This window comes from Azotobacter tropicalis (genome assembly GCF_059739045.1).
The window spans coordinates 1,353,058-1,368,407 of the sequence record NZ_AP046059.1 but is presented as its reverse complement, the minus strand read 5'-3'; the positions used below and the strand labels follow the sequence as shown (position 1 = coordinate 1,368,407).

Sequence of the window (15,350 nt, the reverse complement as noted above, 5' to 3'; positions counted from 1 at the left end):
CTGCCGGCCATCGGTCACGGCGGGCCTTGCTGGAAGCGGGCCGGCAAGGACATTGCGGACGACGCCTCCCGCGGGCGTCAAGGCTGCGTTTCCGCAGCGCGCGGAAACGATCGAAGAACAGAGTGAGAGAAACGACGTGAGCAAACGCGCCTATAACTTCTGCGCCGGCCCGGCCGCGCTTCCCGAAGCTGTCCTGCTTCGCGCCCAGGCCGAACTCCTCGACTGGCACGGCAAGGGCCTGTCGGTGATGGAGATGAGCCATCGCAGCGACGAGTACGTGGCTATCGCCGAGAAGGCCGAGCAGGACTTGCGCGATCTGCTGGCGATCCCCTCGAACTACAAGGTGCTGTTCCTGCAGGGCGGGGCCAGCCAGCAGTTCGCCGAGATTCCGCTGAATCTGCTGCCCGAAGGCGGCGTCGCCGACTATATCGACACCGGCATCTGGTCGCGCAAGGCCATGGAGGAGGCGCGCCGCTTCGGCACCGTCAACGTCGCCGCCAGCGCCGAGGCCTACGACTACTTCGCCATCCCCGGGCAGAACGAGTGGCGGCTGTCGAAGAGCGCTGCCTACCTGCACTATGCCAGCAACGAAACCATCGGCGGCCTGCAGTTCGACTGGGTGCCGGAGCTTGGCGACGTGCCGCTGGTGGTGGATATGTCCTCGGACATTCTGTCCCGTCCGATCGACGTGTCGCAGTTTGGCCTGATCTATGCCGGTGCGCAGAAGAACATCGGCCCAAGCGGCCTGGTGGTGGTGATCGTCCGCGAGGACCTGCTCGGCCGCGCCCGTAGCGCCTGCCCGACCATGCTCGACTACAAGATCGCCGCCGATAACGGCTCCATGTACAACACTCCGGCGACCTTCTCTTGGTATCTGTCCGGGCTGGTCTTCGAGTGGCTGAAGGAGCAGGGCGGCGTCGAGGCCATGGCGCAGCGCAACCGCGCTAAGAAGGATCTGCTCTACGGCTTCATCGACAGCAGCGCCTTCTACACCAACCCGATTTCCACGAATGCCCGCTCTTGGATGAACGTGCCGTTCCGCCTGGCCGACGAGAAGCTGGACAAAGCCTTCCTCGTCGGCGCCGAAGCACGCGGCCTGCTCAACCTCAAGGGGCACCGCTCGGTCGGCGGCATGCGCGCCTCGATCTACAACGCGGTCGGCCTGGACGCGGTCGAGGCCTTGGTGAGCTATATGGCCGAGTTCGAGAAGGAGCATGGCTGATGAGCGACCAGGATCAGCTCAAGGCCCTGCGCGTACGCATCGATAGCCTCGACGAGAGCATCCTCGAGCTGATCAGCGAGCGTGCGCGTTGTGCCGAAGAAGTGGCGCGGGTGAAGATGGCGACGCTCAAGCCCGGCGAGACGCCGGTGTTCTACCGGCCCGAACGCGAAGCCTGGGTGCTCAGGCACATCATGGAGATCAACAAGGGGCCCTTGGGCAACGAGGAGGTCGCCCGGCTGTTCCGCGAGATCATGTCCTCCTGTCTGGCCCTGGAGCACCCGCTGAAGGTCGCCTACCTCGGCCCGGAAGGCACTTTCACCCAGGCCGCCGCACTCAAGCACTTCGGCCATGCCGTGATCAGCACGCCGATGGCGGCGATCGACGAGGTGTTCCGCGAGGTGGTTGCCGGGGCGGTCAACTTCGGCGTGGTGCCGGTGGAGAACTCCACCGAGGGCGCGGTCAACCATACCCTGGACAGCTTCCTCGAACACGATCTGGTGATCTGCGGCGAGGTGGAGCTGCGTATCCACCATCATCTGCTGGTCGGCGAGAACACCCGCACCGACGGCATCACCCGTATCTACTCCCATGCCCAATCGCTGGCCCAGTGCCGCAAGTGGCTGGATGCGCACTACCCGAACGTCGAGCGCGTGGCAGTGGCCAGCAATGCCGACGCCGCCCGACGGGTGAAGGGCGAGTGGAATTCGGCGGCCATCGCCGGCGACATGGCGGCTCAGCTCTACGGCCTGACCAGGCTTGCCGAGAAGATCGAGGACCGCCCGGACAACTCCACGCGCTTTCTGATCATCGGCAATCAGGAAGTACCGCCGACCGGCGACGACAAGACCTCGATCATCGTCTCGATGAGCAACAAGCCCGGGGCTCTGCACGAGCTTCTGGTGCCCTTCCACGAGAATGGCATCGACCTGACCCGCATCGAAACCCGTCCGTCGCGCAGCGGCAAATGGACCTATGTGTTCTTCATCGACTTCGTCGGCCACCGCCACGACCCGCTGGTCAAGAGCGTGCTGGAGCGGCTCAGCCAGGAGGCCGTAGCACTCAAGGTGCTTGGCTCCTATCCCAAGGCAGTACTGTGATTGCGGCAGCTGCATGCGAGCGCAGGCAGGCCGCCAGCGCAGCGCTGTCCGGCCTGCCCCGTGGCTTGTGGCTTCACGCTTGAGGCTTGATTCATGACCTGTGATTTCCTCGCCCTGGCCGTGCCGGGCGTGCAGAAGCTGTCTCCCTATGTGCCGGGCAAGCCGGTGGACGAGTTGGCGCGCGAGCTGAAGCTCGACCCGGCCGGCATCGTCAAGCTGGCCAGCAACGAGAACCCGCTCGGCCCAAGCCCGAGGGTGCTGGAGGCGATCCGTGCCGAGCTGGCGGAGTTGACCCGCTATCCCGACGGCAGCGGCTATGTGCTCAAGGCCAGACTGGCCGAGCGCTGTGGCGTGGCGCCGGCGCAGATCACCCTAGGCAATGGCTCCAACGACATCCTCGATCTGATCGCTCGTGCCTGGCTGGCGCCGGGGCGCAATGCGGTATTCAGCGAGCATGCTTTCGCCGTCTACCCGATCGCCACCCAGGCGGTGGGCGCCGAGGGGCGGGTGGTGCCGGCGAAGGACTACGGCCATGATCTGGAGGCCATGCTTGCCGCCATCGATGCCGACACCCATGTGGTGTTCCTCGCCAACCCGAACAATCCGACCGGCACCTGGTTCGGCCCGGCCGCCCTGGAGCGCTTCCTCGCCCGGGTACCGGAGCGCGTGCTGGTGGTCCTCGACGAGGCCTACATCGAATACGCTTCGGGCGACGCTCTGCCCGACGGACTCCGCTACCTGGCCCGCTACCCGAACCTGCTGGTTTCGCGCACCTTCTCCAAGGCCTATGGCCTGGCCGCTCTGCGCGTCGGCTATGCCGTGTCCACGCCGGAGGTGGCAGCCGTGCTGAACCGCGTGCGCCAGCCGTTCAACGTCAACAGCCTGGCCCTGGCTGCTGCTTGCGCCGCGCTGGAGGACGCCGACTACCTGGCTGAGGGCCGGCGCATCAACGATGCGGGCATGGCCCAGTTGGAGGCGGGGCTGGGCGAGCTCGGCCTGTCCTGGATTCCCAGCAAGGGCAACTTCGTCGCCGTCGACTTCGGTCGCGATGCCGCGCCGATCAACGCGGCGCTGCTGCGCGAGGGCGTGATCGTGCGGCCGGTGGCTGGCTACGGCATGCCGACCTTCCTGCGGGTTTCCATCGGGCTGCCAGAAGAGAACGCCCGCTTCCTGACGGCGCTGAAGAGGGTTCTCGCCAGTGTCTGAGCATGCGTTCACGCCTGTCACCGCAGTGCAACGGGAGGAGCCCAGGATTGGCCGTCTGGTCGTAGTGGGCCTGGGACTGATCGGCGGCTCCTTCGCCAAGGGCATCCGCGAGCGCGGTCTGTGCCGCGAAGTGGTCGGGGTGGATCTCGACCCGCAAACCCGCCGGCTGGCCGTCGAGCAGGGTGTCGTCGATCGCTGCGAGGAGGATTTGGCTGCCGCCTGCCGAGATGCGCAAGTGATCCAGCTGGCTGTGCCCATTCTGGCCATGGAGAAACTGCTCGGCGTGCTCTCCGGGCTCGATCTGGGCAACGCCATCATTACCGACGTCGGCAGCGCCAAGGGGCATGTGTTGCAGGCGGCACGCCAGGCCTTCGCCGGCCGGCCGTTGTGCTTCGTGCCTGGCCATCCGATCGCCGGCTCCGAGCGCAGCGGCGTCGAGGCGGCCGACAGCGAACTGTTCCGCCACCATAAGGTCATCCTGACACCGGTGCAGGAAAGCGAGCCCGAGGCGCTGACGCTGGTCGACAGCCTCTGGCGGGGACTCGGTGCGGTGGTCGAGCATATGGCCGTCGAGCGTCACGATGAGGTGCTGGCCGCTACCAGCCATCTGCCGCACCTGCTGGCCTTCGGTCTGGTGGACTCGCTGGCCAAGCGCAGCGAAAACCTGGAGATCTTTCGCTACGCTGCCGGCGGTTTTCGCGATTTCACGCGGATTGCCGGCAGCGATCCGGTGATGTGGCACGACATCTTCCTCGCCAACCGCGAGGCGGTGCTGCGCACCCTCGATGTCTTTCGCAGCGACCTCGACGCCCTGCGCGCCGCGGTCGATGCAGGGGACGGGCATCAATTGCTGGGCGTGTTCACCCGCGCCCGCGTCGCCCGTGAGCATTTCAGCAAGATACTGGCCCGCCGGGCCTATGTGGATGCCATGCACGATAACGACTTGATCTACCTGGCCCTGCCGGGCGGTCATGCCCGCGGACACATCCGTGTTCCCGGCGACAAATCCATCTCCCACCGCTCGATCATGCTCGGCTCGCTGGCCGAGGGCACGACCGAAGTGGAAGGCTTTCTCGAGGGCGAGGACGCCCTTGCCACCCTCCAGGCGTTCCGCGACATGGGCGTGGTCATCGAGGGGCCGCACCATGGACGGGTGACCATCCATGGGGTCGGCCTACACGGTCTGAAGGCGCCGCCCGGGCCGCTGTACCTGGGCAACTCGGGCACCTCGATGCGTCTGCTGTCGGGTCTGCTCGCCGCTCAGCCGTTCGACACCGTGCTGACCGGCGATGCCTCGCTCTCCAAGCGGCCGATGAACCGTGTGGCCAAGCCCCTGCGCGAGATGGGGGCGCAGATCGAAACCGGGCCGGAAGGCCGTCCGCCGCTGGCCATCAAGGGCGGGCGCAAACTTACCGGCATGCATTACCAGATGCCGATGGCCAGTGCCCAGGTGAAGTCCTGCCTGCTGCTCGCCGGCCTCTATGCCGGCGGCGAGACCTCGGTCAGCGAGCCGGCACCGACCCGCGACCATACCGAGCGCATGCTGCGCGGCTTCGGTTATCCGGTGAAGGTCGAGGGCAGCAAGGTCACCGTCGCGTCCGGCCACAAGCTGAAGGCGACCCAGATCGAGGTTCCGGCGGACATTTCTTCGGCGACCTTCTTCCTGGTGGCCGCGACCATCGCCGAAGACTCCGAATTGCTGCTCGAGCACGTCGGCATTAACCCGACCCGCACCGGCGCGATTGAGATCCTCAAGCTGATGGGCGCTGACATCGCTCTGGAGAACCAGCGCGAAGTGGGCGGCGAGCCGGTCGCCGACATCCGCGTGCGTTCCGCTCGCCTCAAGGGCATCGAGATTCCCCTGGACCTGGTGCCGCTGGCGATCGACGAGTTCCCCGTGCTGTTCGTCGCCGCTGCTTGTGCCGAGGGCCGTACCGTACTGCGTGGCGCCGAGGAGCTGCGGGTCAAGGAGTCCGATCGCATCCAGGTGATGGCCGACGGCTTGCAGGCGCTCGGCGTCAAGGCCGAGCCGACTCCGGACGGCATCGTCATCGAGGGCGGCCAGATCGGCGGGGGCGAGGTGTACAGCCACGGTGACCACCGCATCGCCATGTCCTTCAGCATCGCTTCGCTGCGTGCCGGCGCGCCGATTCGTATCCACGACTGTTCCAATGTGGCCACCTCCTTCCCCAACTTCGTCGCCCTGGCCAAGCATGTCGGTATTCGCGTGGACGAGGAGAATGAGTCATGAGCGCTCGCCCGGTCGTGATCACCATCGACGGTCCCAGCGGCTCCGGCAAAGGGACCGTGGCCGGCCTGTTGGCCAAGAGGCTCGGCTGGAACCTGCTCGACTCGGGAGCGCTGTACCGTCTGCTCGCCTTTGCCGCGCGCAACCATGGCGTGGACCTGACCAATGAGGAAGCGCTCAAGGTGCTGGCCGCCCATCTGGACGTGCAGTTCGTCACTTCCACCGAGCAGCGGCCGCAGCAGATCGTCCTCGAGGGCGAGGATGTCACCGACGCCATCCGCAACGAGCAAGTCGGCGCCGGGGCGTCCCAGGTCGCCTCGCTGCCGGCCGTGCGCGAGGCGCTGTTGCAGCGTCAGCACGCTTTCCTTGAGCCGCCGGGCTTGGTGGCCGACGGTCGGGACATGGGGACGGTGGTCTTCCCGGACGCCCCGCTGAAGGTCTTCCTCACCGCCCGCCCCGAGGAGCGGGCGCGCCGCCGCTACCAGCAGTTGAAGGACAGTGGGGTCGATGCTAATCTGTCCAGTCTACTGGGCGAGATCAGCAAGCGTGACGAGCGCGACAGCAAGCGCAGCGTTGCTCCGCTCAAGGCTGCACCGGACGCGATCTGTCTGGACTCCACCGAACTCTCGATCGAGCAGGTGGTGGAGTGCATCATGGGTGAAATCGCCGCGCGTGATCTCGCCGGATGATATAGAAGGGCCGCAGAAAACCAGGCCTTGTACTGCGGCCTCTTTTTTAAAGAAACGAACCCACATTGTCTGGAATGTGGAGATGGGCGGCTCTCCGCCTCAATCGACAGGAATCAACATGAGCGAAAGCTTTGCAGAACTTTTTGAAGAAAGCCTGAAATCCCTCGACATGCAACCCGGTGCCATCATCACCGGCATCGTGGTCGACATCGACGGTGACTGGGTTACCGTGCATGCCGGCCTGAAGTCCGAGGGCGTCATCCCGGTCGAACAGTTCTACAACGAGCAGGGCGAGCTGACCATCAAGGTGGGTGACGAGGTCCACGTCGCGCTGGACGCAGTGGAAGACGGCTTCGGTGAAACCAAGCTGTCCCGCGAAAAAGCCAAGCGCGCCGAGTGCTGGATTGTTCTGGAAGCGGCTTTCGCGGCAGAAGAAGTTGTCAAAGGCGTCATCAACGGCAAGGTCAAGGGCGGCTTCACCGTCGATATCAACGGCATCCGTGCGTTCCTGCCGGGTTCCCTGGTCGACGTGCGTCCGGTGCGCGACACCACCCACCTGGAAGGCAAAGAGCTCGAGTTCAAGGTCATCAAGCTCGACCAGAAGCGCAACAACGTTGTCGTTTCCCGTCGCAGCGTCCTGGAAGCCGAGAACAGCGCCGAGCGCGAAGCCCTGCTGGAATCCCTGCAGGAAGGCCAGCAGGTCAAGGGTATCGTCAAGAACCTCACCGACTACGGCGCGTTCGTCGACCTGGGTGGTGTGGACGGTCTGTTGCACATCACCGATATGGCCTGGAAGCGCATCAAGCATCCGTCCGAGATCGTCAACGTCGGCGACGAGATCGAAGTCAAGGTGCTCAAGTTCGACCGCGAGCGCAACCGCGTCTCCCTGGGTCTGAAGCAGCTGGGCGAGGATCCGTGGGTCGCCATCAAGGCCCGTTATCCGGAAGGCACCCGCGTCATGGCCCGCGTCACCAACCTCACCGACTACGGCTGCTTTGCCGAGCTGGAAGAGGGTGTGGAAGGCCTGGTGCACGTTTCCGAGATGGACTGGACCAACAAGAACATCCACCCGTCGAAGGTCGTTCAGGTCGGCGATGAAGTGGAAGTCATGGTGCTGGACATCGACGAGGAACGTCGCCGCATCTCCCTGGGCATCAAGCAGTGCAAGTCCAATCCTTGGGAAGATTTCTCCAGCCACTACAACAAGGGCGACCGCATCTCCGGCACCATCAAGTCGATCACCGATTTCGGTATCTTCATTGGTCTGGAAGGCGGCATCGACGGTCTGGTCCACCTGTCCGACATCTCCTGGAACGAGCAGGGCGAGGAAGCCGTGCGCCGCTTCAAGAAGGGCGATGAGCTGGAAACCGTCATCCTCTCCGTCGATCCGGAGCGCGAGCGCATCTCCCTGGGCATCAAGCAGCTGGCGGACGATCCGTTCTCCAACTATGCCTCCCTCAACGAGAAGGGCAGCATCGTGCGCGGCACCGTGAAGGAAGTCGACGCCAAGGGTGCAGTCATCGACCTGGGTAATGACATCGAAGCCGTGCTGAAGGCTTCCGAAGTCAGCCGTGACCGCGTTGAAGACGCCCGCAACGTGCTGAAGGAAGGCGACGAAGTCGAAGCCAAGATCATCAGCATCGACCGCAAGAGTCGCGTCATCAGCCTGTCGATCAAGGCCAAGGATGTGGACGACGAGAAGGATGCCATCAAGGAACTGCGCAAGCAGGAAACCGAGGCGCCCGGTCCCACCACTATCGGCGACCTGATCCGCGCTCAGATGGGCAACCAGAGCTGAGTTCTGGCGATGCGTTGAATGGAAAAGGGCGACTTCGGTCGCCCTTTTTTGTTTTCGAGTTTTCCTTATACGTTCATCTGAAGGAAACGCTGTGCTTTCTGTGTGCTTGTCGCTGCCTGGCCGTGCTTCGGGCTGTTCAAACTCTGTTCAGCATGCTAAAACCCAAGCAACCTATTTTGATCTAGCCGCTTGAAAACGAAGGGAAAACCATGACCAAGTCGGAGTTGATCGAGCGCATCGTCACCCAGCAGGGCCAGCTTTCTGCAAAGGATGTGGAGTTGGCCATCAAGACCATGCTGGAGCAGATGTCGCAAGCTCTGGCCACCGGCGATCGTATCGAAATTCGCGGTTTCGGCAGCTTCTCGCTGCACTACCGAGCGCCGCGTGTCGGACGCAATCCGAAAACCGGGCAGACCGTTCGCCTCGATGGCAAGTTCGTGCCGCATTTCAAGCCCGGCAAGGAACTGCGCGATCGCGTCAATGATTGAAATGACTATGTCCTGCCTGAACACCGGGACGGTACACTGAGCGTCTCCGGAGCTGGCTCGTCCGCACGGTGGACCTTGTATTGCCCCTTTGCAATGGCCCGTCCGGATAGAGCGAACGAAAGTGTAGTCATCACGAGAGAATTGCTTAATGCGCCACTTCAAACGAATCTTGCTGGGACTGATCCTGCTGCTGGTAGCCGCCGCCACGCTGGTGTTCGTGCTGGAAAATCGCCAGGTCGCAACACTGGTGCTCTTTGGCTGGACTACGCCGCAACTGCCGATGGCCGTCTTCGTTTCCGCTGCCCTGCTGCTGGGCCTGCTGGCCTCGCCGCTGCTGGGAATGATGTTCTACGGTCGCCTGAGGATGCAGCTGGCTTCCCGTCAGCGCCAATTGGTGGAGTGTCAGAAGGAATTGGCCCGATTGACGGCGCAGCCCGCTGCGGAGTAGTTGGGGCAGCATTATTTCCGCCCTTCAGGGGATGGCAGGATTTGTGATGCCGTTCCGGTATTTGCGTTCTAGGTTTTCCGGCTGATCGCCGCTACCCCCTGTCAAGGCTTGCAATCTACCTTCAGCTCGGCACAATTCGCGCCTTCGACTTTGTTGTCTGGCATGGATATGCGAATTGCCCGCAGCTTTCTTATGTCATCATTATCGATGGACCTGCTCGAATGGATGAGCCCCTCGTACGTCGCGCTCCGCGGAGCGACGAGATCGACCTGATCGAACTTTTTCAGGCAATATGGAGCCAGAAATGGCTGATTGTCCTAGTAACTGTTCTGGTGACCGCCTGTGCGGCCGCTTACGCGTTTCTGACCAAGCCTGTCTATCAGGCCACGGTGGGCACATACCCGCCCTTGCTCAGCGATATTGCACCGCTCAACTTCGTGCGCAACGCCGAGATCGGCCTCGAGCCGCTCACTACTGCAGGCGTTTATGCGGTATTCACCCGTAACCTGCAGTCCGATGAGGCGCGTCGCAGCTTCTTTAATGACGTTTATTTGCCTGCCTTGGACGAAGATGACCGCGACGACGAACTGGACGATCTGTACGAACGCTTTTCCGAAGATCTGATCATCAAGACGCCGGGCAAGGACAAGGATCAACCTGATCGCTACGAGCTTTCCGTCGAGCGCAAAGATCCGGCGCAGGCCGCCGAGTGGGCCAGGCTGTACCTGGATCGGGTAGCCCGGGAGTCCCTGACGCAGATGCTGGAAAATGCCCGCAGTGAGATTCTCGTACGGGGGCGAACCGTTCAGCAGCAAATCAGCACTCTGCGCGAAGCCGCCCGCAACCGCCGGGAGGACCGTATCGTTCGGCTCAAGGAGGCCTTGGCCGTGGCCGATGCCCTGAAGCTGGAGGATCCTCCGGTCGTGTCCGGTCAGGATGAAAGACAGCTCTCCGCCATCATGGATGGCAGCCTGATGTACATGCGCGGTGCCAAGGCGTTGCGCGCGGAAATCCAATCCCTGGAAACCCGCGAGTCGGACGATCCCTTCATCGGTGAGCTGCGCAATCTCGAGGAAAGGTACAACCTCTATGCTGGCTTAAAGATCGATGCGGACAGGGTTGCGGTTTTTCGTCAGGACGGCAGCATCGTGACGCCGGACAAGCCGATCAAGCCCAAGAGGTTTCTGGTTCTGGCGCTTGGCGTGGTGCTGGGTGGCATGCTGGGCGTGTTCATCGCCCTAGTGCGCGCGATGCTGAAGAAACGTTCCATCGCCTGAGGCGAGATAGCACCTGCCGCACCCGGTGGCCGGGAACCTTGAGCTGGAGAGTCGAGCAATGCCATATCCGGAGATTCTCCATCACGGCGCCGCCTTGGGTGTCACCGGCTCCTGCCATCAGTTGCTGATGGATATGCAGCACAGCCTACTGATCGACTGCGGCCTGTTCCAGGGGGCGGAGATCTCCGCCGACGGGCGAGGCGGGGCGGGCAGTCTGGCCATCGACTTTCCGCTGGATACCGTCAAGACGCTGGTCGCGACCCACGTGCACATCGACCATGTCGGATGGATTCCCTATCTGCTGACGGCCGGTTTCAAGGGGCCGATTCTTTGCAGCGAGCCCTCGGCCAGGCTGCTGCCCATCGTCTTGGAGGATGCCTTCAAGCTGGGCGTGAGTGGCGATCAGCGACAGGTGGAGCGCTACCTCACGCTGATCGGACAGCGTCTGATCACCTTGCCCTACAAGCACTGGTCCACCCTAGCGGATACCCCGGCGTTGCTCTGCAAAGTTCGCCTGCAGCGGGCAGGCCACATTCTCGGCTTGGCCTATGTTGAGGTCGATCTGGCTTACAAGGCCACTGGTCGCAAGCGCCGCATCCTGTGGCCGCAACTGCCCATCATCCTCGATTCCCCCCTGGCCAGCCGCTTCACTCAGGCTTATCGCGAACTGCAGCCTTTCTGGGACCAGGAAGCCATCAGCCGGATAAAGTCCGGTCGCCGGCCGCTGGGCTTCGAGCTGTTGGTCACGTTGGAAACCCATGCCGACCATCTGCGCACGGTCGAGCATCTGGCGAGCACGGCCATTGTTATTGTCGGCAGCGGCATGTGCACCAGCGGGCGCATCGTCAACTACCTGAAGGCCATGCTCGATGATCGTCGGCACAACGTGCTCTTCGTCGGCTACCAAGCCATGGGTACGCCTGGACATGCTATCCAGAAATATGGACCACGGGGCGGTTATGTGGAACTGGACGGCGAGCGCTTAGCGATCACGGCTGGCATTACCACTCTGGGCGGCTATTCGGCCCATGCCGACCGGCAGGGGCTGGTAAGTTTCATCAGCCGGATGCGCGAATGGCCGGACGAGATACGTCTTGTTCATGGCGAGGCCGAGGCTAAGCGTGCGCTCGCTGCCGAACTGCAGCATAGATATGAGCAAAGACAGAAGAGGGTGAACATGATCACCCCGTGAAGGCGATGGTAAAGGATAGAGCGATCGACAAATCAATCGCAGGAGGGGCATAGGAGCGAATTCATTCGCGATGGTCTTGGGCGGTGGCACTGCCCTGAAACCCGTCAGGCAGATCCGCTTGGTATCGGAAGTGTTGCCAGACGTGCAAACGAAGTCCATTGGCGCGTAACCAGGGACGTTGAGTAAATCGGAAAAGCTTCCTGCGTTGGCCGTGGCCAAGTCAGGAGCAAGGTGACACGGAAATGAACATCCGCACTGCGAACGACGCATCCGGCATGCGCAAGGGCAAGGCGTGGTATCTCGTGCAGTGCAAACCTCGCCAGGACGAACGGGCCGAAGCAAATCTGGACCGCCAAGGATACGAATACTTTCGCCCGCAGTGCCGACGAGAGCGTCTGGTGCGTGGCACCCTGCAGGTCCAGAGCGAGTCGCTGTTTCCAGGCTATCTGTTCATTCGGCTGGCAGCCGATGCCAACTGGGCGCCGCTGCGCTCGACGCGCGGTGTCAGTCGTCTGGTCGGCTTTGGCGGCATGCCGTTGTCCATCGCCGACGAACTGATTGCCGAACTGCAGCGGCGTGTCCAGCCGGTGCCACAACCGGTTCTGCAACCCGGCGACAGGGTTTGCATCACCACGGGAAGCTTCGCGGAGCTGGATGCCATCTTCCTGGCGATGGATGGCGAAGAGCGCGTCGTCCTGCTGATGAGCCTGCTTCACCGCGAACACCGGCTGAGCCTGCCGCTGGAAAGCATACGCAAATACTGACAATCCTCACGCCCGGGCGCAGCGATGCTGTGCCCGGGCGTGTCTACATCATGGCTTTCGCGTTCTCAGGAAACCGACGGTAAATCCTGGGGCGGTAGCGTGTTTAAAGAAAAAGAGAAAAGACGGTGGAGGCTCCACCGCTTCCGTTGAGATGTTGCAGAGCCCAAGCTGTTTGAAGGGGAACTAGTGAAGAAGAAAATGGTGTGGGTTTTTGCAAGCAATTTTCTACCGCTTGCGATAGGGGTTTATTCGATACCGTTGATGGTAGATCAGTTCGGAAATGAGCTTTTTGGCTTTCTGACCATATTGTGGGTGTTTGTTGGCTACTTTTCATTGTTCGATTTCGGCATTGGCAGAGCTTTGACCCAAAGTATAGCTCATGCAAATTTTGCTGGGAATGAAGTTGCCCTGAATAAACTGTATTCGACTGGTATGACTCTGGTAATTATTGCAGGAGTTGTTGCCGGTGTTGTTGTATATTTTTCTGCCGGGTATCTGAGTTATGATGTTTTCAAGTTGGACAAGAGCCTTCAGGGTATAGCGGAATCATCACTTGAAGTCACTGGGATAGCTGTTGTTTTTACGGTGTGGGCTACTGGTCTGAGAGGGGTCCTAGAAGGGTTTGAGAGATTTAAAATTGTATCGATAGGGAGAATTCCTCTAGGGGTCTGGATGTTTGCCGGGCCTTTGATTTTCTTTCATGTTTGGGGTGACTTCGTCTATGCAGTCACCTCTCTCGCCTTGGCAAGGCTGCTGCTCTGTCTTTATTATTTTTTATATGCAGGCAGGATGGTTTCCTACTCGCTCGGCAGCTTTTGCAAGGCCACTATGTCCAGGTTGCTGAAGTTTGGAGGCTGGATGACGCTCTCCAACGCAATCAGTCCGGTAATGGTCTATTTCGACAGGTTTTTCATAGGTTCGCTCATTTCAGTAGGAGTTGTTTCTTTTTATACAACGCCATACGAAATGGCCACCAAACTGCTTCTGGTGCCGGCCTCCATCGGGACGGTGCTCTTTCCTAGAATCAGTGCATTGTTAGGCAAATCTGATTTTTCAGAGGTCTCCAGGCTTCAAGGATTGTCTTATTTGCTTAATGCTGCGCTGATTGTTCCGGCGCTGCTCGTTATCTATTTCTTCGGCGAGGCCATTTTGGATGTCTGGCTAGGAGCGGAGTATGCTCGAAAAAGCCATGTTGTTTTCTGGGTTATTGTGCTGGGCGTGCTAGCCAATTCTTTGGCTAGTGTGCCTTACAATGTTATACAAGCAGCGGGTGGGTCAAAGGTTACCGCAATATTGCATGTTGTAGAGGCTCCTTTCTATCTAGGGCTTATATTTTATGTAATGGAGCAAGGTTTTGGTATTGAGGGTGTTGCTTGGGTTTGGGTGGGGAGGTGTGTCATGGATTGGTTGGCACTCGAGATTTTGCGAAGGAAGTTTGTGAGATACAGTAAATGAATAGTGTGCTTGCTCGGCCGTGGTTTGCTTTCTTCTTGGGATTTGTTTTTCCTTATCTTTTGACCAAAATTGATTTTGTTTCTACGGTTGGAGGTATGTCTGAGGAAACGGAGACGTTAATACATCTTTCTATTTTTGCCTATTCTTTAGGATTGCTGCTTTGTCTTGTTTTACGCTCTTGTTTAGCTGGCTTTGTGCTGCGTAAGTCTTTGGTGGTCAACGTTTATGTTCGGCAATTGACCTTTCTTTATATTTTTTTATTTGCATGGTTTGCTTGGGGGTCTTGTGTCTTTTTTATGAGTTTTATTCAATGGGAGCGATACCGCTATTTTCAGGGAATGTAGAAGAGCTTCGGTTTAAGCTGCAGGTTAGTGGGGCTGTACACCTTGTTGCAATATCTTTGGGGATTGTTTCGACTTTGTTTCTGGTTTCTGCATCATTTCTGGTTGGTTGGCGGAAACTGGTTTTTATATTTTTTGGCCTGATGGGGTTTGGTTTCTTGGCTCTGACGGGAAATCGATCGGACTCAATGCTATGCATGGTTGTTACCTTTTTGTATTTTTTGTTTTCCAGAAAGAGTGTCTTTGGGGTTAAGTTTTTTGTTATTGCTTTTTTGATGTTGACAGGATTTGTATTGGTAAAGTTTTACAGGGAGGTTTCTTATGGTGTCGATTATTTGGAAATGATAGAAGAACAGTTAACTGGGGAGTCGACATTTTTAAAGTTTCTGCTGTATCCGCTATATATGACTTTGACCTATGGGTATATGATCCTTGATCGGTTAGTTAATGCGGGGGTTGAGGCTGTCGAAGGGGGGCGTTATACGTTTTATGCTTTCTATTCATTGCTGCCTGGTGCCCAAGTTGATTTCGGGACATTTAAAAATGAGGTGCTTGGGATAGATTTCTATGCGGAGCTAACGTCTACAGTTGTGTCGAACTTTTATGTGGACTTTGGGGTGGGAGGTGTGTTTGTTGGCGTCTTTCTTTTGGCTGTGCTTTTAGGGTGGGCTTATAGTAAGGCCAAGCAAGATAGAAGGTTTATATTGCTTTATGCACTTTTGTATTTTCATACTTTAATTTATTTTTACATGTATATATATGTTTTGTTTATTTCCTTTATTCATGTGCTTGTCTACTTGTTTTATTGTAATTTTTTTCTCGGAGTTGAAACGTTAGATGAGAGGTCATCAAGTGATGTTTGTTGTTCTGCTGGATTGGTGCAAGGTGGGTAAGTAATTGAGTTGGTACTCATGCTGGAGGTTGTTCAAAAAGCATTAATGTCCGAGAAGGAAGATGACTTGATCGAGGCGGGTCAAGAGGTTTGGCTTTTGCGGAAAATCTTAAAATTACACTCCAAGATTCGTGTGAGCTGCAGGCTCTATATTAGATTTTTGCGTTGATTTTCAGCATGCAATTGGTTTTCAAGTCTTTTTTCGGTCAGATTAATGGTGGGTTATGAGTGTT

14 protein-coding genes are annotated in these 15,350 nt (G+C 59.1%); all 14 read left to right on the top strand.

Annotated elements, in window-relative coordinates; all coding sequences use genetic code 11:
* Positions 1–136 precede the first annotated feature (136 nt).
* The 14 genes from serC (at position 137) to Atro_RS06260 (ending at position 15,118) form a co-directional block, all read left to right on the top strand.
* Positions 137–1,222: a 3-phosphoserine/phosphohydroxythreonine transaminase gene (serC, locus tag Atro_RS06325; protein WP_497926904.1), complete on the top strand. Its 1,086-nt coding sequence runs from the start codon at positions 137–139 to the stop codon at positions 1,220–1,222.
* Complete coding sequence (pheA, locus tag Atro_RS06320) at positions 1,222–2,319, top strand: prephenate dehydratase (protein WP_497926903.1); 1,098 nt, start codon at positions 1,222–1,224, stop codon at positions 2,317–2,319. The genes serC and pheA overlap by 1 nt, the downstream gene beginning before the upstream one ends.
* A gap of 93 nt (positions 2,320–2,412) precedes the next feature.
* Entirely contained in the window at positions 2,413–3,525 is a 1,113-nt protein-coding gene (gene hisC / locus Atro_RS06315; protein ID WP_497926902.1) for a histidinol-phosphate transaminase, read from the top strand.
* Entirely contained in the window at positions 3,518–5,776 is a 2,259-nt protein-coding gene (locus tag Atro_RS06310; RefSeq protein ID WP_497926901.1) for a bifunctional prephenate dehydrogenase/3-phosphoshikimate 1-carboxyvinyltransferase, read from the top strand. The genes hisC and Atro_RS06310 overlap by 8 nt, the downstream gene beginning before the upstream one ends.
* Positions 5,773–6,462, top strand: coding sequence for a (d)CMP kinase (gene cmk, locus Atro_RS06305; RefSeq protein ID WP_497926900.1), 690 nt, complete (start codon positions 5,773–5,775; stop codon positions 6,460–6,462). The genes Atro_RS06310 and cmk overlap by 4 nt, the downstream gene beginning before the upstream one ends.
* A 118-nt stretch (positions 6,463–6,580) precedes the next feature.
* Complete coding sequence (gene rpsA, locus Atro_RS06300; RefSeq protein WP_497926899.1) at positions 6,581–8,260, top strand: 30S ribosomal protein S1; 1,680 nt, start codon at positions 6,581–6,583, stop codon at positions 8,258–8,260.
* Positions 8,261–8,469: 209 nt separating this feature from the next.
* Positions 8,470–8,748, top strand: coding sequence for an integration host factor subunit beta (gene ihfB, locus Atro_RS06295; protein WP_039805172.1), 279 nt, complete (start codon positions 8,470–8,472; stop codon positions 8,746–8,748).
* A 169-nt stretch (positions 8,749–8,917) separates the two neighbouring features.
* Positions 8,918–9,196, top strand: coding sequence for a lipopolysaccharide assembly protein LapA domain-containing protein (locus Atro_RS06290; protein ID WP_497926898.1), 279 nt, complete (start codon positions 8,918–8,920; stop codon positions 9,194–9,196).
* Positions 9,197–9,417: 221 nt separating this feature from the next.
* A complete protein-coding gene (locus Atro_RS06285) occupies positions 9,418–10,473 on the top strand; it encodes an LPS O-antigen chain length determinant protein WzzB (RefSeq protein WP_497926897.1) in 1,056 nt (351 codons plus the stop codon).
* Positions 10,474–10,531: 58 nt separating this feature from the next.
* On the top strand, positions 10,532–11,665 hold the full coding sequence (locus Atro_RS06280; protein WP_497926896.1) for an MBL fold metallo-hydrolase RNA specificity domain-containing protein: 1,134 nt from the start codon (positions 10,532–10,534) through the stop codon (positions 11,663–11,665).
* 242 nt (positions 11,666–11,907) lie between these two features.
* Entirely contained in the window at positions 11,908–12,429 is a 522-nt protein-coding gene (gene rfaH / locus Atro_RS06275; RefSeq protein ID WP_238996017.1) for a transcription/translation regulatory transformer protein RfaH, read from the top strand.
* Positions 12,430–12,615: 186 nt separating this feature from the next.
* Complete coding sequence (locus Atro_RS06270) at positions 12,616–13,884, top strand: flippase (protein WP_497926895.1); 1,269 nt, start codon at positions 12,616–12,618, stop codon at positions 13,882–13,884.
* On the top strand, positions 13,881–14,228 hold the full coding sequence (locus Atro_RS06265) for a hypothetical protein (RefSeq protein ID WP_497926894.1): 348 nt from the start codon (positions 13,881–13,883) through the stop codon (positions 14,226–14,228). The genes Atro_RS06270 and Atro_RS06265 overlap by 4 nt, the downstream gene beginning before the upstream one ends.
* Positions 14,150–15,118, top strand: a complete 969-nt coding sequence (locus tag Atro_RS06260; RefSeq protein WP_497926893.1) for an oligosaccharide repeat unit polymerase — start codon at positions 14,150–14,152, stop codon at positions 15,116–15,118. The genes Atro_RS06265 and Atro_RS06260 overlap by 79 nt, the downstream gene beginning before the upstream one ends.
* Positions 15,119–15,350 lie beyond the last annotated feature (232 nt).